The sequence below is a fragment of the Paenibacillus sp. F024 genome, from assembly GCF_057814255.1.
In genome coordinates, this window is sequence record NZ_JBVASZ010000004.1 from 198,483 (window position 1) to 217,508 (window position 19,026).

The 19,026-nt window shown below is 49.3% G+C and carries 15 protein-coding genes and 1 pseudogene; 4 read left to right on the plus strand and 12 right to left on the minus strand.

Features of this window, described 5'->3' with window-relative positions; genetic code table 11:
- Positions 1 to 24: 24 nt before the first annotated feature.
- The 3 genes and pseudogenes from ACZYR9_RS07245 to ACZYR9_RS07255 form a co-directional block, all read right to left on the minus strand.
- Positions 25 to 1,209 (minus strand): acetyl-CoA C-acyltransferase, encoded by a 1,185-nt coding sequence (locus tag ACZYR9_RS07245; protein WP_488977788.1) that lies wholly within the window; start codon positions 1,207 to 1,209, stop codon positions 25 to 27.
- 25 nt (positions 1,210 to 1,234) lie between these two features.
- Positions 1,235 to 3,631, minus strand: coding sequence for a 3-hydroxyacyl-CoA dehydrogenase/enoyl-CoA hydratase family protein (locus ACZYR9_RS07250; RefSeq protein WP_488977789.1), 2,397 nt, complete (start codon positions 3,629 to 3,631; stop codon positions 1,235 to 1,237).
- Between the two features lie 23 nt (positions 3,632 to 3,654).
- Positions 3,655 to 5,615: pseudogene (locus ACZYR9_RS07255) on the minus strand (heterodisulfide reductase-related iron-sulfur binding cluster).
- Between the two features lie 171 nt (positions 5,616 to 5,786).
- On the opposite strand from ACZYR9_RS07255, the gene fadR reads away from it, so the two are divergent.
- From fadR to ACZYR9_RS07270, 3 genes are read left to right on the plus strand one after another with little or no spacing between them, the layout of a single operon-like run.
- Positions 5,787 to 6,371, plus strand: coding sequence for a fatty acid metabolism transcriptional regulator FadR (fadR, locus tag ACZYR9_RS07260; protein WP_488977790.1), 585 nt, complete (start codon positions 5,787 to 5,789; stop codon positions 6,369 to 6,371).
- A gap of 38 nt (positions 6,372 to 6,409) precedes the next feature.
- Positions 6,410 to 7,177, plus strand: coding sequence for an electron transfer flavoprotein subunit beta/FixA family protein (locus ACZYR9_RS07265; protein ID WP_488977791.1), 768 nt, complete (start codon positions 6,410 to 6,412; stop codon positions 7,175 to 7,177).
- Positions 7,178 to 7,204: 27 nt separating this feature from the next.
- Entirely contained in the window at positions 7,205 to 8,182 is a 978-nt protein-coding gene (locus ACZYR9_RS07270; protein WP_488977792.1) for an electron transfer flavoprotein subunit alpha/FixB family protein, read from the plus strand.
- 67 nt (positions 8,183 to 8,249) lie between these two features.
- Here the strand turns inward: ACZYR9_RS07270 and ACZYR9_RS07275 are convergent, their stop codons facing one another.
- The 9 genes from ACZYR9_RS07275 to ACZYR9_RS07315 form a co-directional block, all read right to left on the minus strand.
- Positions 8,250 to 9,527, minus strand: a complete 1,278-nt coding sequence (locus ACZYR9_RS07275) for a TRAP transporter large permease (protein ID WP_488977793.1) — start codon at positions 9,525 to 9,527, stop codon at positions 8,250 to 8,252.
- Positions 9,524 to 10,063, minus strand: coding sequence for a TRAP transporter small permease (locus tag ACZYR9_RS07280; RefSeq protein WP_488977794.1), 540 nt, complete (start codon positions 10,061 to 10,063; stop codon positions 9,524 to 9,526). Before ACZYR9_RS07280 ends, ACZYR9_RS07275 begins: the two co-directional genes overlap by 4 nt.
- A gap of 15 nt (positions 10,064 to 10,078) precedes the next feature.
- On the minus strand, positions 10,079 to 11,119 hold the full coding sequence (locus ACZYR9_RS07285; RefSeq protein WP_488977795.1) for a TRAP transporter substrate-binding protein: 1,041 nt from the start codon (positions 11,117 to 11,119) through the stop codon (positions 10,079 to 10,081).
- A gap of 210 nt (positions 11,120 to 11,329) precedes the next feature.
- A complete protein-coding gene (locus ACZYR9_RS07290) occupies positions 11,330 to 11,680 on the minus strand; it encodes a cupin domain-containing protein (RefSeq protein ID WP_488977796.1) in 351 nt (116 codons plus the stop codon).
- 1 nt (position 11,681) lies between these two features.
- The gene (locus ACZYR9_RS07295; protein WP_488977797.1) at positions 11,682 to 12,356 is read right to left on the minus strand and encodes a DUF2848 family protein; all 675 of its coding nucleotides are present in this window, start codon (positions 12,354 to 12,356) and stop codon (positions 11,682 to 11,684) included.
- A 27-nt stretch (positions 12,357 to 12,383) separates the two neighbouring features.
- The gene (locus tag ACZYR9_RS07300; RefSeq protein ID WP_488977798.1) at positions 12,384 to 13,154 is read right to left on the minus strand and encodes a carbon-nitrogen family hydrolase; all 771 of its coding nucleotides are present in this window, start codon (positions 13,152 to 13,154) and stop codon (positions 12,384 to 12,386) included.
- A 33-nt stretch (positions 13,155 to 13,187) separates the two neighbouring features.
- Positions 13,188 to 14,666: a 4-hydroxyphenylacetate 3-hydroxylase family protein gene (locus tag ACZYR9_RS07305; RefSeq protein ID WP_488977799.1), complete on the minus strand. Its 1,479-nt coding sequence runs from the start codon at positions 14,664 to 14,666 to the stop codon at positions 13,188 to 13,190.
- 79 nt (positions 14,667 to 14,745) lie between these two features.
- Positions 14,746 to 15,198: a PNPOx family protein gene (locus tag ACZYR9_RS07310; protein ID WP_488977800.1), complete on the minus strand. Its 453-nt coding sequence runs from the start codon at positions 15,196 to 15,198 to the stop codon at positions 14,746 to 14,748.
- 397 nt (positions 15,199 to 15,595) lie between these two features.
- Complete coding sequence (locus ACZYR9_RS07315; protein WP_488977801.1) at positions 15,596 to 16,252, minus strand: GntR family transcriptional regulator; 657 nt, start codon at positions 16,250 to 16,252, stop codon at positions 15,596 to 15,598.
- A gap of 235 nt (positions 16,253 to 16,487) precedes the next feature.
- Between ACZYR9_RS07315 and ACZYR9_RS07320 the strand changes: the two genes are divergently transcribed.
- Positions 16,488 to 18,806, plus strand: coding sequence for a PAS domain-containing protein (locus ACZYR9_RS07320; RefSeq protein ID WP_488977802.1), 2,319 nt, complete (start codon positions 16,488 to 16,490; stop codon positions 18,804 to 18,806).
- Positions 18,807 to 19,026: the final 220 nt, after the last annotated feature.

Consider the following 19,026-nt stretch of genomic DNA (forward strand, 5'->3'; position numbering starts at 1 on the left):
TCCGTCGCATATGTTTTCATACCGTTATTCCGGGTATACCTCAAACACACCGGCCGCCCCCATGCCGCCGCCGATGCACATCGATACCACCCCATAACCCCCTCCACGGCGGCGAAGCTCATAGATCAGGCCGGTCGTCAGCTTGGTGCCCGTGCAGCCGAGCGGATGACCGAGCGCAATCGCTCCGCCGTTCACATTCACCAGGCTCTCATCCAGCTTAAGCTCCCGAATAATATGCAGACATTGGGAGGCAAACGCTTCGTTAATTTCAAACAGACGAATATCCTCCAGTCCAAGACCCGCGCGCTTAAGCACCTTGGGAATGGCTTCTACCGGTCCGACGCCCATGATTTCAGGGTCCACTCCCGCCAGGGCGAACGACCGGAAGGCGGCCAGCGGTGTGAGTCCCAGCTCCTCCGCTTTCTCCCTGCTCATCACGAGCACCGCCGCCGCACCGTCGCTCATCTGCGAGGCGTTTCCCGCGGTAACGGAGCCGCCCGCCTTGAACGCGGGCTTGAGCTTGGCCAGACCCTCAAGCGTAGTGTCGGCACGAACCCCTTCGTCCCTATCCAGAACAATCGGCTTCTCCCAAGGCTTGCCGTTATCGCCAAAGCCTCTGAGCGACGTATGCACCGGAACGATCTCTTCTTTGAAGGCGCCCGATTCAAGAGCATTAGCCGCTTTGCGGTGGCTCGACATCGCAAACCGGTCCTGGTCCTCGCGGGAAATGCCGAAACGCTCGGCCACATTCTCCGCCGTGTGGCCCATGCCGATATAGACTTGCGGCATCTCCTGCATGAGCCTCGGATGCGGCGCCAGCTTGAAGCCGGTCATCGGCACGTGGCTCATGCTTTCCACGCCGCCGGCGATGATGATATCGGCGCCGCCCGCAATAATACGCTCCGCCGCAAAGGCGATCGACTGCAGGCCTGACGAGCAAAACCGGTTGATCGTCAGGGCCGGTACCGTCGACGGGAACCCGGCGTACAGCGACATGATGCGGGCAAAGTTCAATCCCTGCTCCCCTTCCGGCATCGCGCATCCGATGATGATGTCCTCTACGTCCTCCTTCTTCATGCCGGGCGCCCGGTCAACGACAGCTTGAAGCGCTGTTTTCCCCAAATCCTCCGCGCGGGTATGGGCCAAGCTGCCCTTTTTGGCCCGCCCCACCGGCGTGCGGACAGCCGATACAATGACGGCTTCTCTCATGAGCATTCACCTCTCTCCGATTCGATCAGTTGCGCAGCGGCTTGCCTTTGGAAAGCATATACTGCATACGCTGCTGCGTTTTCGGTTCGCCGCACAGGCTGAGGAACGCCTCACGCTCCAGATCCAGCATGTATTGCTCTGTCACCATCGTTCCGGCAGGCACGTCTCCGCCGGCAAGCACATGGGCCAGCTTGCCGGCGATCAGCAAATCATGGTCGCTGATATACCCGCTTTGCCGCATGGAATATGCGCCGAGCTGCAATACCGCCTTTCCGTCTGCACCGACTACCCGGATGCTTTCTTGCGACAGCGGTACGTATCCCTCCCGGACGAGCCGGAGCGCGGACTGCTTGGCTTCATAAATCAAGTGCTCCTGGTTGGCGACGACCCTGTCCGATGAACGAAGGTAACCAATTTTTCGGGCATCGTGGGCGCTGGCCGATACCTTGGCCGTGCCGATATTCATGAAAAGCTCATTCATGTGAGGCTGCAAATCGACCTCCGGATTCGGGTTCGCCCGGCTTAGCCGCAGCGTTAGCTCCTTGCAGCCTCCGCCTGCGGGAATCAATCCGACTCCTGTTTCCACCAGGCCGTAATAGGTCTCCGTGTATGCGCATACCTCGTCAGCCGGCAGACAAGCCTCCACGCCGCCTCCCAATGTCATATGGTGAGGTGCGGCAACAACGGGCTTCTCCAAATACTTCAACTGCAGCATCGTATTCTGGAACATTCGGATAATACTGTCGATTTCATCCCATTCCTCGTCCTGCGCTTCCATCAGAAGCAGCATGAGATTAGCGCCGACGCAGAAGTTACGCCCATGGTTCGCGATAATCAAAGCTTCGTAATTTTTGCGCACCTCTTCTACGCTCTGCTGAATCATGAGCAGGATATCGGCGCCGATCGCATTGTTCGGTGAATGAAATTCCAGACATGCTACACCGTCGCCCACATCGATCAAGCTGGCGCCGCTGTTTGCGCGGATGACCTTGTTCTGCTCCTTCAAGCTGCGCAGCGAGATGTTTTCAACTGGCTGGTCTACTTTCTTGTACTGCCCTTTGTATGCGTAGGAGACCGTCCCTTGTGTATGCTGATAAAACGACTCGTTCCCGGATGCAATCCATTCCTTGACCCATGCCGGTATGCTCTCGCCCTCTTTCTCCATTTGCTCAACGGATTGGACTAACCCCATCGCATCCCACGTTTCAAACGGCCCCAGCCCCCAATTGAAGCCCCACTTCATCGCCTTGTCGATATCCGGAATGGAGTCGGCGATTTCTCCGACTTTATCCGCCGAATAAAGCAGCGTTTTTTTCAGAATCTCCCATGCCAACGCCGAGTAGCGATCCTTGGCGCCAAGCAGCGCTTTGATTTTTTCCTTGGCTCCCTTTGCCGCTTTGGCTGCCTCAAGCGAGGCCGATGCCGGCTTATTACTTTTGTCATAACCCATCGTGTTCAAATCGAGGGTCAGGATTTCACTGCCGTGCTCTCCCTTGACCTTCTTATAGAAGCCTTGGCCGGACTTTTCTCCGATCCATCCGCGGGATACCATATCCTTAAGCATCTGCGGCACCTCAAAAGCTTGTTTTTCTGAACCGCCGTCCAGCTTTTCATAAACGTTATTCGCCACATGTAAGAAGGTGTCCAGTCCGACAAGATCCAGCGTCCGGAAGGTAGCGCTTTTGGGCCTGCCCATGGCCGGTCCCGTTACCGCGTCGGCTTCGTCAACGGTATAGCCTTTGTCCAGCATGGTTTGCAAGGTAACCAGCAGGCCGTAAGTGCCGATCCGGTTGGCGATAAAATTCGGCGTATCTTTAGCTATCACAACGCCCTTTCCAAGCCTTTTTCCGCAAAAATCGGCCATTCGAGCCACGATTTCCGGATCGGTCGTTTCACCCGGAATGATTTCGAGCAGCTTCATATAGCGTGGAGGGTTAAAAAAGTGCGTACCGAGAACATGACGTTTGAATGCCTCGCCACGACCGTCCGTCATCTCATGGATGGAAATGCCTGACGTATTGGAGCTTACGATGATTCCCGGCTTCCAATGGCTTTCGATCTTGGCGAGCAGCTCCTGCTTGACCTGAAGGTTTTCCACTACAACCTCGATGACCCAATCAACCTCCCGGATTTTGCCCAGGTCGTCCTCCACATTGCCCGGCGTAATCCGCCCGAGGAAGGCCTCGTCATACAGCGGCGGCGGTTTGAGCTTTGTCAGTCTGGAAAGCGCGTTTGCCGCCAGACGGTTGCGGACTGCCGGGTGCTCCAACGTCCATCCTTTAGCTTCTTCATCCGGCGTCAAATCTGTCGGTACGATGTCGAGCAGCAGGCTGGGAATGCCCGCATTGGCGAGATGGGCGGCAATACTCGCACCCATTACGCCGGAGCCGATCACAGCGGCTTTGTTGATGGTGGCTGTCATGTGCCTCATACCTCCTGTACTTGTTATTGTTCCTGGGCATTGGCATGACCGAATACCTCTTGCTCCAAAATTTCCGCAATATCCTGCGCCTTCACCCGATCCTCCATATTCTTCAGCTTCGTCCCGTCTTCCATCATTGTCAGGCAATAAGGACATGCACTGCTGATGATCGTCGGGCTTGTGACGAGCGCCTGCTCCACACGCGCCGCGTTGACGCGCTTACCGGATGTTTCCTCCATCCACATCATTCCGCCGCCCGGGCCGCAGCACATCCCGTTGTCCCGTGACCGCTCCATTTCGACCCGCTCCCCCCCTTGATCGCCCGCAAAAGCTCGCGCGGCGGCTCGAACACCTTGTTATAACGCCCCAGATAACAGGAATCGTGGTAGGTAATCCGTTTGTTCACGGCGTATTTCGGCGTCAGCCTGCCTTCCCTTACCAGCCGGTCAAGCAGCTGCGTATGATGAAGCACCTCCACCCCCTCCATCCCGAATTCGGGATATTCATTTTTCATTGTATTGTACGTATGCGGACAAGCGGTAACGATTTGGCGGACGCTATATCTTTGGAAGGTTTCGATATTTTCCAGACACAGCTGCTGGAACAAAAATTCGTTGCCCATGCGGCGCGGCGTATCTCCGGAATTTTTCTCTTCATTGCCCAATATCGCAAAGCCAACGCCCGCTTCATGCAGAAGACGGACCAACGCCCGCGATACCTTCCGCAGCCGGTTATCATAGGAGCCCATGGAACCGACGAAAAACAAGATGTCAAAGTCCGGCTTCTCTTTAACAGTCGGAACGGACAGTCCCTCCAACTCCTTGGTCCATTGGCTTCGTTCGCTGCGGCTAAGCCCCCAAGGATTGCCCTGCCGTTCAATGTTCTGCATGGCCCGCTGCCCTTCAAGCGGAACACTGCCCTGCATGAGAACGAGATGACGGCGGAGATCGACGATTTTGTCGACATGCTCATTGCCCACCGGGCATTGCTCCTCGCAGTTTCGACAGGTCGTGCATGACCAAATTTCTTCTTCGGTCATCACATCCCCGATCAGCTCCAGCTCCTCCGGCTTTTTCTCTGTTGGCCGCTAGGCTGCTTCCTGCCATGCCAGCGTTGGACCGATATCCGTTATTCCCTGCGGATCCCGCTGCAGAACTGCAGGATGGACACGAAGCGCCGCCTTCAGGAAATACAAACGCAGGCATCCACGGCGATTTGGAGGTGATGGCCGCTCCTTTGGCCGTCAGGTGATCGCGGAGCTTAACAATCAGGTGCATCGGCGAAAGCGTTTTTCCGGTATTCGGCGCGGGGCATACATTCGTGCAGCGGCCGCATTCCACACAAGCATAGAAATCGAGCATCTGCTTCCGGGTGAAATCCTCAATTCGGCCTGCTCCGAACGATTCAGCTTCTTCATTCTCCAGATCGAGCTTGCGCAGACGCCCTGCCGGCTCTCTGCGGCGCAGGAATATATTGATCGGTGCGGTTAACATATGAAAATGCTTGGATTGCGGAATATAGACGAGGAAAGCGAGCAGGATCAGCAGGTGCACCCAGCAGGCTGCAAAAAACATGACTTTGGCTGTACCGGCGGAAAATCCCGCGAACAAGGAAGCGATCAAAGAGGAGACGGGGGGGGGTTCTTTGCCGGACCATACGCGCTCGAAGCCGAGCGAAAACAATACAGAGAGCATGAGGAAGGTAATGAAGAAAAGGACGATACTTGGCTTCCAATCTTTTTCAGCCGCTGCAGCTTCTCTGCGTATCGTCGGTAGGACGCATACCCGGCGGTCTTCAGCAGCTTTTGATGTCCCAGCACTTGGGAGACAAGATCTTTTGCCCTCATCCCCCAGTCTAAATGGCGATCGGCCGGCTGGCCGAGCTTCAGAGACATATACCGGTGGTAAACGGCCAGGTAGAACAAAGAAAGGGCATACCCCACAACCAGCAGGAACAACAGGTAATGCATCCATAACCAGAGCATGAGCACCTATCCTTTCGCGAAGGCTGAAATGCAACCCCTTACAAATACGGCTATTCAATTTGTTTAGGAACCATTGACAACGGCCAACGGATTTCATAAGATGGAATCAGATTCAGATTATGAATGAGTATTCATTCATTTTTATTTAAATCTTATCACCGGGGTGCGAGGATGACAAGTAAAAAAATAAATAAATTTGATTTGATTCTGGATGCGGCTGTCAAAGTCTTCGCCGAACTCGGCTACCATGGAGCGCAGGTATCGAAAATTGCCCGCGAAGCCGGAGTGGCCGACGGAACCATTTATTTATATTTCAAAAATAAAGAGGATATTCTTGTGTCTCTTTTTCGCGAACGGTTGGGGGAACTGGTAGGCAAGTTTAAGGAAAGCGTCGAAGCAACGTCTACAGCGGATGAAGCACTCCGCAAAATATGCGAGATTCATTACACCGAGCTGGAGCAAAACACGGACCTCGCTTACGTTACCCAAATCGAGCTGCGGCAGAGCTCCTTGGAGCTGCGCAAGGCTATAGGTCAAGCGGTCAAACCCTATATTCAATTAATAGAAGCCGTTCTGGTCAAAGGGATGGAAGAAGGCACCTTCCGCAAAGGACTGGATGTCAAATTAACACGCCTGCTGATCTTTGGAGCGATGGACGAAGCCGTTACCTCCTGGCTGATCTCAGGGCGCAAATATTCGCTGAGCAAGCAGATCGATCCGACCGTCGAGTTTTTCCTGAAGGCCCTTGAGCCTTAAGCTTCATCTGCCATTTACCTTGGAAAGGGGAAATCCGGATGAATGTGTATGTCATTCTGAAGCAAACGCTGGATACGGAGGAAAAGATCGTTATTACCTATGGAAAGGTCTCGGAGGAAGGCGTCAAATTCATCATGAATCCTTACGATGAATATGCAGTAGAAGAGGCGATCCGGATCAAGGAACGGTTCGGAGGGCGTGTGGTTGTCGTCTCCGTTGGACCCGAACGCTCTTCCGAGGCGTTGAGGACGGCTCTGGCCATGGGGGCCGATGAGGCCGTCCTGATCTCCGACAATCGCATTTCTCAGGATGAATATGTCTTGTCGGGCGTGCTTGCCGCTTATTTCGCGGATAAAACGTACGATTTAATCCTCGGAGGCTACTTTTCCATCGATAACGGCGCCGGTCAGGTGGCCGTCCGTTTGGCGGAGCTGCTGCAAATTCCCCACGTATCGTCCGTCATTAAGCTGGAGCCCTCTGCCGGGACCGTTATAGCAGACCGTGACGCCGAAGGTAACTTGGAAGTACTTCAGGTTTCGCTTCCGGCTCTGTTCACCGCCCAGCAGGGTCTCAACGAACCGCGGTATCCTTCCCTGCCCGGCATCATGAAGGCCAAAAAGAAATCCTTTCAGCGGCTGACGCTCGATGATCTGACGATAAGTACAGAAGCTCTCGAGCCTAAAACTTCACAAATCGAGCTGTTTTTGCCGCCCGCAAGACAGGCAGGACAGTTATTACAGGGGGAACCGACCGAACAGGCTGCCCAGCTTGTAGAGCTGCTTCGCACTCAAGCGAAGGTCATTTAAACGACCGGTGAAGGAGGGCGTTCATTCATGAGAAGAACGTTTACGATCATTGCGGACCATCATGACGGTAAGCTGCGTCAGGTTACCTTGGAGGCGCTTCATGCAGCGTTAACCGTTTCCCGTGAAGAAGACCGTCTCACGGCCGTTATCTTGGGAAGCAACGTGAGGTCTTTGGCCGATGAACTGGCTGCCTATCCCTATTCAGAAATATGCCTAATTGAACATGACAGCCTGCAGCATTATAATCCGGAGACTTATCTCTCCGCGCTTTTCGGAGCTCTCGATACGATCCGTCCGGATGCCGTGTTCATTGGGCATACGGCCGTCGGGCGTGACCTTGCCCCGGCCATCGCCGCTAGACTGCAGGCCGGCCAGCTGTCGGATGTCACTGCGGCCGGACGGTCCGAAGACGGGATTGTGTTCACCCGGCCTTTATATGCAGGCAAAGCCTTTGAGAAAAAAGTATTTACGGATTTCCCATGGGTTGTAACCGTGAGGCCAAACAATTTTCCCGCAGCCCAGATCTCTGGAGGACAGCCTGCACCCGTCGTGAGAACCGCTTACTCCCCTCCCCCATCCCTTAGATCCGTGGTGAAAGACATTGTCCTCAAAACGTCGGGAAAGGTCGATTTAACGGAGGCGAAAATTGTCGTTTCCGGCGGTCGCGGGGTCAAAGGGGCGGATGGCTTCAAGCCTCTCGAAGAGCTGGCGGAGGTATTGAACGGCGCCGTCGGCGCATCACGAGGCGCATGCGACGCCGGATATTGCGATTACGCCATGCAGATCGGTCAAACCGGCAAAGTCGTGACGCCGGAAATTTACATCGCCTGCGGCATCAGCGGAGCGATCCAGCATCTGGCCGGCATGAGCCAGTCACGCGTCATCGTTGCGATCAATAAAGATCCGGAAGCTCCTATTTTTAAAATAGCCGATTACGGCATCGTCGGGGATTTATTCGAGGTCGTTCCCCTGCTCACCCAGGAATTCAGGAAAATGATGGGATGAAAAACCATCAAGCCCGCCAGGTGTTGAGCCGGCGGGCTTGATCATTTCTTCCGTCCCTTTATCTATGCTACTTCGCGCCGAACATGCTCGGTATGGTCAATGTCGTCCAAGGCATGTACGTGATGATAATTAGGATAGCAAATGAAATAATCAGAAAAGGAATTAAACTTCGTACAAGATGCTCGATCTTGACCCTTGTTATTGCCGATGCGATGAACAGCACCGTACCGACGGGCGGTGTTAACAAGCCAAGCGTCAGGTTAATAACAATGATCGCCCCAAGGTGAATCGGATCCACTCCGAATTGGACTGCAATCGGGACAAGGATCGGCGTAAGCAGTATAATTCCCGCTACACCTTCCAAGAACATACCGACGATCAGCAGAAGCACGTTCACTAACAGGAGGAACATCAAAGCATTGTCAGCAAGAGATAAGATGGCGTCAGTCAGCATTTGCGGTACTCTTTGGAAATTCAATACCCAACCGAAAATATTGGAAGTTGCCAGCAGGAAAGATACCGTCGAAGATGTGATGACCGTACGGAGCAAAATGGAAGGCAAATCTCTCCACTTCAATCCTTTATAGACGAACGCTCCGACAAGAATCGCAAAGAATACAGCCATTGCTGCCGATTCCGTAGCTGTAAATGCGCCGGAAGTAATTCCTACAATAATCAACAGCGGAATTCCCAATGCGGGAAGCACGTTCAGGGTTGCTCTTAACGCTTCCTTACCGTTGGCCCGTTCGGACTTGGGAAAGTTTTTCTTTTTGGCCATGAAGAAGATCGTAATCCCGTAGGCGATCCCGAATAAGAGTCCGGGAATAATACCGGCCAAAAACAATTTGCCGATGGAAACTCCTGCCGTAACGCCGTAGATGATAAACGGCATACTCGGAGGAATCAGCGGACCCATGATCGAAGCCGATGCGGTTAAGGCCGCACTGAAATCCCTTTTGTAGCCTTCCTTTTCCATGGCCGGGACCATAAATTTACCCATAATCGCCGTTTGCGCATTCGAGGAGCCTACAATGGACGCCATCATCATATTGGCAAAGACGTTAACGTAAGCCAAGCCGCCCCGGAAATGACCGATGATGACTTTCGCAAAATCGATCAATCGATTGGTAATGCCTCCATAGTTCATGATTTCTCCAAGCAATACAAACATGGGGATGGCAACCAGACCGAAATTTTGCAGTCCGTTAAACATCTTGGAAGGCATGGAAAGCAATAATCCGAGATTCCCCGTTGTCATCACATAGATGACAGAGGCCACCCCGAGAACAAAGGCGACAGGTACGCCGATAAACATAAGTCCGAAAAAGACGATAGCCGACGTCATGGATTCGTCTCCTCCCCTTGCTCAACCTTCCCTGTCACCAAATAGCGAATGATGTGGTCGATTGAGAAAATGCTGATACATACCATGCTGACGGGAACAATCAGATACAGAATCCACAATTTCACCGGTATGGTCGCCGAAAACTGATTCAACACGCTCGGGCTTGTCACCCACTTGTACGAATAATAAGCTATGATGCTGGAGAAAAAGAGAATCGTGAGCTGAATAAAAATCGAGGCGGCGAATTTCAATTTACCGGGCAGGCGGTCAAACAAAATGGTGACCGCCGCCAGGTCTGAACGTTTAACCGCCAAACAACCGCCCAGGAAAGTAAGCCAACAAAACAAGAACAAGGATAATTCATCCGCCCAAAAGATCGGCTTGCTTAACACGTAACGAAACACAACGGCAACGATCATGTTAATAGTAAGACCGGCTCCCAGGATAATGCTGACCCAAACCAAGAACTTATCTAGATAGTCGGCCACTACGGATATGATGTTACGTTTTGGTTTGCCTCCTGTTATGCTATCCATGAGATTGACACCTACTTACTTTTTGATTTGTGCCGCTTTTTCCAGGAACTTTCCAATTTCAGGCGATTTCGCAATCCATTTGTCCTGAACCGCTTTAACGAATGGATCGAATTCCGCTTTGTTCGTCAATTGGTGAGTTGTCAAACCGAATTTCGAGCTTGCGTTGGTGATCAAATCATTTTCATTCTTTCCTACATACTCCACGTTGTCTTTCATAGCTACGCTAACCGCTTCTTCAATCAGCTTCTTGTCTTCGTCGGACAAGCCGTTCCATTTGTCCTTGTTCATGAGAATGCCGCCCGCCCAATACAAATGCTTACTTGGTGTCATATTCTTAGCAATCTCCGTTAATTTCTCGGAAATGATCGATTCGGTATCGATATCCACACCGCTGATTACGCCGGTTTGCAATGCAGTATACACTTCAGTTAATGGCATTGGAGTAGGGCTGACTTTGATCGAAGTCAAGAAGTCAAGAATGGTTGGGCTTGGAGTTGTTCTTAACTTGAAATTCTCCAGGTCCTTGATACCTGTAACCGGCTTTGTAGCCAAGAAATACCGGAAACCGGAGCTTGCATAACCTAACCCTTTTACATTATCATTGGTTAACGTATCGAATAATGCCATCGACTCAGGGCTTGTCCACAATTCATATGCTTGCTTGTGGTCGTTCACCAGGAAAGGCATTAACCATGCGCCAAAAGCAGGAGAAGAACTGCTCAATTGGGCTGTAGTAATAATGGCCATATCCAGGGATCCGGTGTTTAATTGCTGCATCATATCGGTTTCATTACCCAATTGGCCGCCAGGGTACAGTTCAACCGTAATTCTACCGTTCGTTTTTGCATTCAGCTCTTCACCGATTTTTTCTGCTGTGCGGGCAAGTCCGCTCCCTGATTTTGTAATGTTAGCGAACTTCAAAACCATCTTTTGTTGACTGTCTCCGGAAGTGCCGCCTGCAGCCCCCCCAGTACTCTCGCCGCCTCCGGTTCCGCAAGCTGCGAGCAACGATGCGATAATAACCCCTATTGCTGTCGTTTTAATCACTTTTTTCATGTTTTGACCCTCCCGTCAAGTTAGAAAAGATGGATTTTCCAGTAAGATAGTTCTATGTTCAGGACTGGTGATCCAGTCCGAATAGAATCCGCAGCTCGCTACTTTTTGAGACAGCAGGACCCTCCATTTCCATACAAGGTTTCGGCTTTATTTATGATAACCGTCTTCTCTTTTATTCCAGCATGGAAATGGATCGGTCATGCTTTTTAATTATTGGCCTTTGGCATAATAACGCACTTCAAAGGTCTTACATCCGTTCGGAGACTTCCAAGGGCCATGCTTCATGCCCGGAGGACGGCAAGCTACCATTCCCGCTGTAAACTCCTGATTGAGCGACAGGTCGATCAAAGAACCTTCAATGACATAAAGCTCTTCCCAAAAGTCATGAATTTGCACACCGTTCGGGCTGGTATCCGTGCCCGGTTCGAAGATCAAAATACGTGTTGCCACACCCGATTCCGGATCTTTCGCTATGACTCGCTCACTAAGCCCCTCTACGTTTGTAAAAGGCTTTTGCTCAAATTTCGTGTAATCGATAAATTCCAGTTCCGGTTTTGCCATGTTAGTCCACCTCTGAGTCCTTTAGAATTTTGGTTTCATAATTTATGGTAAGTTTTCTATTGTTTATCTTATCATGAAGTTCCGCCTTGAAAATACCTCCAAAGTAAAATTTTTCGGTTTTCAGGGGAAGCGTTCCACAATACAGTGCAATTCCGGGGCTGTTATACCCTCGCTGCTTCACAATTTCCAGCAAATCCATCGGATTCAAAAAGGCGCTTAGCTTTCCTGATTGGTACAGCACTTCTTCTCCGTCCGCTTGGACCCAGCTGTTCAGTTCAATCTCGTCCCAATGCTCGGCAATCGAATCAAACGTCCATAGCTGCTTGGAGATCATTTTGGCGCATACTTGCTTTGACTTTTGAATCGATACGGCTTCAAGCACACGATCCGTATGATCGCTGCCTATACCGATATACCAGGTTCCATCGATATCCAGCAAAACGACTTCCGCCTCACCGCTGCTGTCGTTGCCGACAACGCTGATCACATCAGCATTGCTTAATAATTCCGGCGCCAGATCGTACATCATGGGAACCTGCCGGGGAGCCGGTATCCCCAATTCCTTTAATTCTTCAATATGGTGTTTGACCGCTTCTTGGTCTTTATTGGTATATCCGGCGATAACCAATCTTTGCGGCACAAAGTTTAATGATTCTCTTTCGTGCTGGAATTCCATGGCTTTATCTATCCTCCCAAGGTATCATTATAAAACGCGATGTTTCAATGAAGGGAAGACTTCCCGAATTTGATCCACTTGCTCCGGATGGATTTCAGTTTTCACAATCGTTTCGTGTTCCCCGCCGGATGCGACAACCGTTCCCCATGGATCCACGACACGGCTGTGGCCTCCCATGAATACATTTCTTGTCGTTCCGACGCAATTGCATGAGATCAGGAAGCATTGATTCTCCAATGCTCTTGCCGAGTTAAACAACTGCCAATGCGTTAAACGGGAATGCGGCCATGCCGATGTAACAAGCAGCAGCTTGGCCCCTGCATCCACCTGCTTACGGTATAATTCAGGAAACCGCAAATCATAGCAGGTTGTGAGCCCGACGCGTCCGAATTCCGTATCAAATACGCCAACGTCTTCTCCGCGCGTCAACAATTCGCCTTCCAATGAACCATAGCGGAACAAATGCATTTTGCGGTATGTTCCAACAATTGCTCCCGTACGGTCGAATAATACGCTTGTGTTGTAATAGTTGTCTTGATCCTTTTCAACAAAGCTTCCGGCAAACAAGTATGCGTTCAATTGTTTGGCTTTAGCGGAAAACCGCTTAATGAACGGGCCGTCCATCGGTTCTGCTTCCGACTTGTACCTGTCGAACGAGAAATACCCGGTAGCCCATATTTCAGGCAGTACAATCAAATCGCTGCCTTTGGCTTGATCCAATAGGCTATCCACCCGTTCAATTCTCTGTTCTTTCGTTTCGCTATCTTTGATTTCCAGTTGAATGGATGCCACTTTCATGATCTCAGTTCCTTTCTGTTACTCAAATCGGGATTACCCTACCTCGATGTTTTGTTTTTCCGGGTTTGAAGCTTCATTCTCGGGAAGCCCGTAGCTTTCTAGGAAGCGATCAACCATAGCAACCGGCTCCTGGTAACCGTAATTGCGGAAAGCGTACCCTTTTACCACGAAAGGCGCACCATTGTAAAACATTTCGTATTGCTGGTGGCGTCCGCCAAACTCGGATCCGATAATGTCCCAAGCCAATTTGAACAGCTTTACTTTTTCTTCCGCCTTGGCCCCTGTGGAAGAACGAATATATTTGCTCATGTCGTCCTTCGTCTCGGGATTCACCATTTCCTTATAAGAGGAAGGCACCTGCAGTACACCGCCGCCTACCAATTCTCTCAAGATGCGAATGACCGACGAATAAATCATATCCTGCATACCTACTACACCATACAAATAACGCGCATTCGGGCGGGCTACTCCGTTTTTATCGATACTGCACTGATATTCCGAAGCCATCAGCATCCCTTCTACCAGTGCCGCTTGTGACGCCAGCTCCCCAAGTCTCTCTTGAACCTGCGGGAATTTATCGGTACCGTTCATCTCCGTTACTTTTCTCGCCACGCCGATAACGAACTTCAGCTTGGCGGACAAGCGGGTTTGCGCCTGGTTGTTACCTAGGATGTGTGCAGGCGTTTCGTGGAACTGCGCGCGAGTAGCCGCAATGTCTTTGTACGCGAATACGTGCTCCCACGGAATAAATACATCCTCAAACACAACAAGCGCATCACTCTCATCATACTGCGTGGACAGCGGGTAGTCGAAAGTGCTCGGTTTGTCTGCCGCAAAGCTTGGACGGGCATAAAGCTTCAGTCCCGGCGTACTCATCGGCACTACGAACGAGATCGCGTAGTCTTCGTCTCCCGGTCGCAGCGGTGTGATGCAGCTGCAGAACAAATAGTTGCTGACGGCTGCGCTTGTTCCAAGCATTTGCGAACCGCGTACGACAATACCGCCTTCCCTTTCCTCGTATACGCCTACAGGCAGGAACTTCTCTTCCTGTTCATTAGCCGCTTTGCTGCGGTCGATTTGTGGCGGGATAATCACATAAGTGACGAACTGGTCGTTATCTCTTACATATTTATAAAAATCGATCACCTGCTTGGCACGGTCGCCAAACACCTCGGAATGGCTCACAAATCCAGCCAGGAAACAGGCCACATGGTCCGGGCTTCGTCCGGCAAAGCCGCAGGTGGCTTCTGCCCATTTGTACATGGCCTCACGGCGTGAAGCCAAATCCTCTTTGCTTCTTGGAATCATAAACATCTTGTTGGCCACCGTACCGTCTTCTGTCGTGTACGTCATGTTGTTTGCCGGATCGGCAGACATATCGTACAACTTGGCGAAGCTATTCACGATGCCTGCGAATGCAGGATGAGTGGTCACGTCACTTACACGCTCACCACCGATATAGATGTTCCTGTTGTCCTTCAGAGATGCCACATATTGCTTACCGTTTCTCATGGGTATTTCTTCCTTTCTAAGGTGAGATTGAGTTGTTGGTTTTTGTGCACTGTGTCGTGTATACATTGAAATCTAAAAATTAAACGCTAAAGATCGCATCCTTGACTTCATTGTCCAATTTTTTAGCCAAATCTTCGTTATAGGTCTTCACAAATTCAGGCTTTGTTGTAATTTTGCCGCCGTAGAAGATGATATCCCGAATCCCTTGCACTTCGACTTCCACCAACGCGAGCTTTAAGGTAAGCTCTTCTGTTTTTGCCACTTTGACGGAAGCTTTGCCGGTTAATGAAAATACCGATTCCTGAGCCACAAAGTTCATGAGCACCGACGGATCCTGTTCAATAATTTTAATGAAATCGGATTTGGCATCTATGGCAAAACGAATGGTTCCTGCATTAATAGCAAATACCCAAGACAAAGCCGTTGAATAAATCGCTCCGCTTTCCTTCTCAACTACATTAAGCAGCACGATGTTCTTCCCTTGCAGCGCTTCAATCATTTCGGGAGTCAATTCCGTTAAAACTTTAGCCATTATTCTTCTCTCCTTAGTTGGAATATCAAATGTATAGGGTTATTTCATACTTCAACCATGATCAGCAGCCTATCGGAAAACAGCGAGTTTCGAGGAATTCAGGAAAAAATGTTGTTCTTTGTATGGTGTATACACACAAAGCTTGTCGTCATTTGTTAGTTTTTGAATGAATAGCGGATGATTGTTATGGAATAAATAGTAATATAGTTCGATTATATTGTCAACATTTTTTCTACAATGTGTTATGTTTTCTTACACGCTACCATGATTAATCGTTTTTGTAGATTTTTGTCAAATAATTTTTCATATTGACTACGCTTTCATAATGTGATATGCAGGTTTGCGTGAGTTTATTTACCCCGCAAAATATTCCTGCAAAACCTTCCACGGAAGGTTCTTACTGTTTCAAAGATTCCTTCGTTTTGCTCAGATGATGAATCATGGCTTTTGCAGCCAAATCAGAGTTTTTCTTTTCCATACAAAGAATGATATATTCGTGTTCGGACAAAACTTCCTTCATCCGATTCCTCTTTTTGATCGCTCTTAGACCAATCAATTGAGATAAATTGTGCAAATTCAATAATACCTGCTCAATCAGGTGGTAGTCTGCAAATCGGGTTAAAGTAATATGGAAGGTTTGATCCATGCTGATAAATGAAATCTCATCATCCTGCTCCATGGCTTCCTGCTGATTTTGATAGATTTGTCTAAGCTGCTCCAGCTGCTCAGGGGTGATGGTCTCGGTCAGTTTCTTAATGACCTCGCTTTCAATCGTGGTTCTAAGCAAAAAGATTTGTTCAGCTTCGCTTTCCGTTACGTTCCGTACAGCCATTCCTTTTCTGGGTATCGTAACAATTAAGCCTTCCTTTAATAAATCTTGAAGCGCTTCCCGAACCGGAGTGCGAGAGGTATTCAATAATTCGGCCAGCTTCACCTCCGTGAATATTTCTTCTGAAGAAATATTCCCGTTTAAAATGACATCCTTAATTTCGTTATATGCCCTCTCTTTTGTTGTAATTTGTTTATCAATTGGCTTTAAATTAAAACTCGGCATGATGACCACGCTTTCTTCTCTTTGTGTATACATTGTACATTATACGGTGCACGCTGTGCTCTCGTCAATTTTTTTTTACTTACTTAAAATTTTCTTTAGCTGGCATTTCATCGTTTTTTGCCTTTCCGCCAAGGCAGAATCATTGTATGATGATATAGAAGTGAAAAACCACCGGACAATTTCATCATGTCCTGCAGTATCCTACAATCGATACCATATAGAAAGGAAGTCGGCTTTGGAACATAATTTAACAGCCTTGTTGAAACATACCATTGCAGAAGGCGGAACTTACAAGTCTTTGTACATCAACCACCCCGACGCCATCTATGTGATGGACGTGAATGGAAATTACATCGACGCCAACCCTGCAACCGAGCGGCTTTCCGGCTATACCACGGAGGAATTTTTACAACTGAAGCAGGAGTATCTCTTTCCTCATAACAACAATAATACGCTGATACGCAAGCACTGCTTTCAAGAGGCATTGCAAGGAAAACCAACCAGCTATGAAATTGATTTTATGCGCAAAGACGGTGAAATTATCGAAGTATCCGTTACCTATGTACCTATTATTGTGGATACGACGTTAGTTGTGGGCGTTTACGGGATTGCCAAAGATATAACGCTGCAGAAAAAAGCCGAAGAAAGGCTGAAGCATTCAGAAAGTCTGTACAAGCTGATTTCGGAAAATGCACAGGATATCATTACATATAGTTCACCCGCGGGAATTTGTCAATTCATTTCTCCTTCCGTACGGAAACTGCTCGGTTATGAACCCGAAGAACTCGTCGGAACGAATTTCCTTACCATTTACCACCCCGAAGACTTCGCGGCTAAACCCCAGCAAACCTCGGACGAATATCTTCTCACCGCTCGGATTCTTCATAAATCGGGCCATTACGTCTGGTTTGAAACCACCGTCAAACGAATCCGTAACGCAGCTGGAGAAATCGAAAAAATTCTGGCTATTGGTCGGGATATTACCGATCGTAAACGCATGGAAGTCCGAATCCTGGAAAGCGAGAAGCAATACCGGCTGATCTCGGAGAATTCCCTGGACCTCATATCGACGCACACGGCCGACGATCGGGTTTCCTTTTTATACGCCTCCCCCTCAGGACTGGCTCTCCTGGGCTATAGTCCGGCGGAACTCATCGGCACCAGTGCTTACGATTATTTCCACCCTGAGGATATTGAAAGGATCAATGAATACTTAACCGCCAAGCTCCAATCTCAGGGAGCATATACGGTCGAATATCGGGTCCGCCGAAAAGACGGGCATTATATCTGGTTTGAGAGCACCGGAAGATACACTTATGATGAAAAAACGGGCAAGATCAAAGAAATCGTAGCGATTTCCAGAGACATCACTGACCGTAAAGAAGCCGAGCAGCGGCTTCAGGAAAGCGAGCAGCGTTACGCCTTAATTCTTGGAGCGGTTTCCGAAGGCATTTACGGCGTCGATAATCAAGGAAACACCACCTTTGTCAATCAGGCAGCCTCCAAGATGCTGGGGTATCTTCCATCTGATTTCATAGGCATGATCAATCATAACAACATTCATCATACCAAAACTGACGGCAGCCATTATCCTGTTCACGAATGCCCGATTAATCTCACTGCACATGACGGGCGCCCCCGAGCAGTAAAGGAAGAGATTTTCTGGAGGAAAGACGGCTCAAGCTTTTTGGTTGAATACAATACTAATCCAATTATAGATCATGGAAAAATCAAAGGTGCGGTAGTGGTTTTCAAAGATATCACCAATGAGAAAGAAATTATCAAAGCGATGGAGTCTGCCGAACGTGCCACCCAAGCGAAATCGGAATTTCTGGCGATCATGAGCCATGAAATACGCACGCCCATGAATGGTATCATCGGCATGATCGATTTGCTTCTCGATACCGAACTCACGGACGAACAGCGGGAATATGCCGATATTATTCGCCAAAGCAGCAGCTCTCTTCTTTATATTTTAAACGATGCACTGGATTTCAGCAAAATCGAAGCCGGCAAGATGGCTTTAAATATGGAGCAGTTTGAGCTTCGATCCACGATAAATCAAATCGTCGAATTACTTAAACCCAAGGCCGATGAGAAAAATATTGAATTGAGCTGCCGAATCGATTCCCGTCTTCCCGAAAGGTTGACGGGAGATACACTTAGAATCCGCCAGATTTTGGTCAATTTGATCGGTAATGCCATAAAATTTACAAATCACGGATCCATTCAGGTCGTAGTGAATGAACATCCTGATTCCAATCAGAACGGGCTGATCCTTGATTTTGCGATTATCGATACGGGAATTGGAATTCCCATTTATAAAATGGGGCAGCTGTTCCAATCCTTCTCGCAGCTTCATCCGGCTCTTAATCGTAAATATGGAGGAACGGGGTTAGGACTTGCCATATGTAAGAAGCTAGTGGAACTTATGAATGGAACCATTTCCGCCGAAAGTGTGGAAAATCAAGGCTCAACGTTTCGGTTTACACTCCCCTGCGGAGCCGTCTCCCCCTTATTTCCAACGGAAAATGGAAAAGGCCCTGCAAATTAAACCAATAGACAATCTATCTTCCTTGTATAATACATCTTTTATGTGCAGTGGTCTTCATACGGGACGACTCGGATTCTAGAGTAAAGGACTGAATTTTTTTTTTTTTTTCAGCCCCTCCTCATCAAACCGTACGTGAAGTTTTCCCTCATACGGCTTTCCGATGTTCGTCATTCATGCGCATGCGATTTACAAAAGCGTCTTTAGTCCATACATTTTGCAG

Bases quoted from the DNA above. Each gene is read 5' to 3' on its own strand.
- ACZYR9_RS07270 (WP_488977792.1), top strand. From the start codon at position 7,205: ATGAGAAGAACGTTTACGATCATTGCGGACCATCATGACGGTAAGCTG.
- ACZYR9_RS07310 (WP_488977800.1), bottom strand. From the start codon at position 15,198: ATGGCTAAAGTTTTAACGGAATTGACTCCCGAAATGATTGAAGCGCTG.
- ACZYR9_RS07285 (WP_488977795.1), bottom strand. From the start codon at position 11,119: ATGAAAAAAGTGATTAAAACGACAGCAATAGGGGTTATTATCGCATCG.
- ACZYR9_RS07265 (WP_488977791.1), top strand. From the start codon at position 6,410: ATGAATGTGTATGTCATTCTGAAGCAAACGCTGGATACGGAGGAAAAG.
- ACZYR9_RS07245 (WP_488977788.1), bottom strand. From the start codon at position 1,209: ATGAGAGAAGCCGTCATTGTATCGGCTGTCCGCACGCCGGTGGGGCGG.
- ACZYR9_RS07250 (WP_488977789.1), bottom strand. From the start codon at position 3,631: ATGACAGCCACCATCAACAAAGCCGCTGTGATCGGCTCCGGCGTAATG.
- ACZYR9_RS07290 (WP_488977796.1), bottom strand. From the start codon at position 11,680: ATGGCAAAACCGGAACTGGAATTTATCGATTACACGAAATTTGAGCAA.
- ACZYR9_RS07280 (WP_488977794.1), bottom strand. From the start codon at position 10,063: ATGGATAGCATAACAGGAGGCAAACCAAAACGTAACATCATATCCGTA.
- ACZYR9_RS07275 (WP_488977793.1), bottom strand. From the start codon at position 9,527: ATGACGTCGGCTATCGTCTTTTTCGGACTTATGTTTATCGGCGTACCT.
- ACZYR9_RS07315 (WP_488977801.1), bottom strand. From the start codon at position 16,252: ATGCCGAGTTTTAATTTAAAGCCAATTGATAAACAAATTACAACAAAA.
- ACZYR9_RS07305 (WP_488977799.1), bottom strand. From the start codon at position 14,666: ATGAGAAACGGTAAGCAATATGTGGCATCTCTGAAGGACAACAGGAAC.
- fadR (WP_488977790.1), top strand. From the start codon at position 5,787: ATGACAAGTAAAAAAATAAATAAATTTGATTTGATTCTGGATGCGGCT.
- ACZYR9_RS07295 (WP_488977797.1), bottom strand. From the start codon at position 12,356: ATGGAATTCCAGCACGAAAGAGAATCATTAAACTTTGTGCCGCAAAGA.
- ACZYR9_RS07300 (WP_488977798.1), bottom strand. From the start codon at position 13,154: ATGAAAGTGGCATCCATTCAACTGGAAATCAAAGATAGCGAAACGAAA.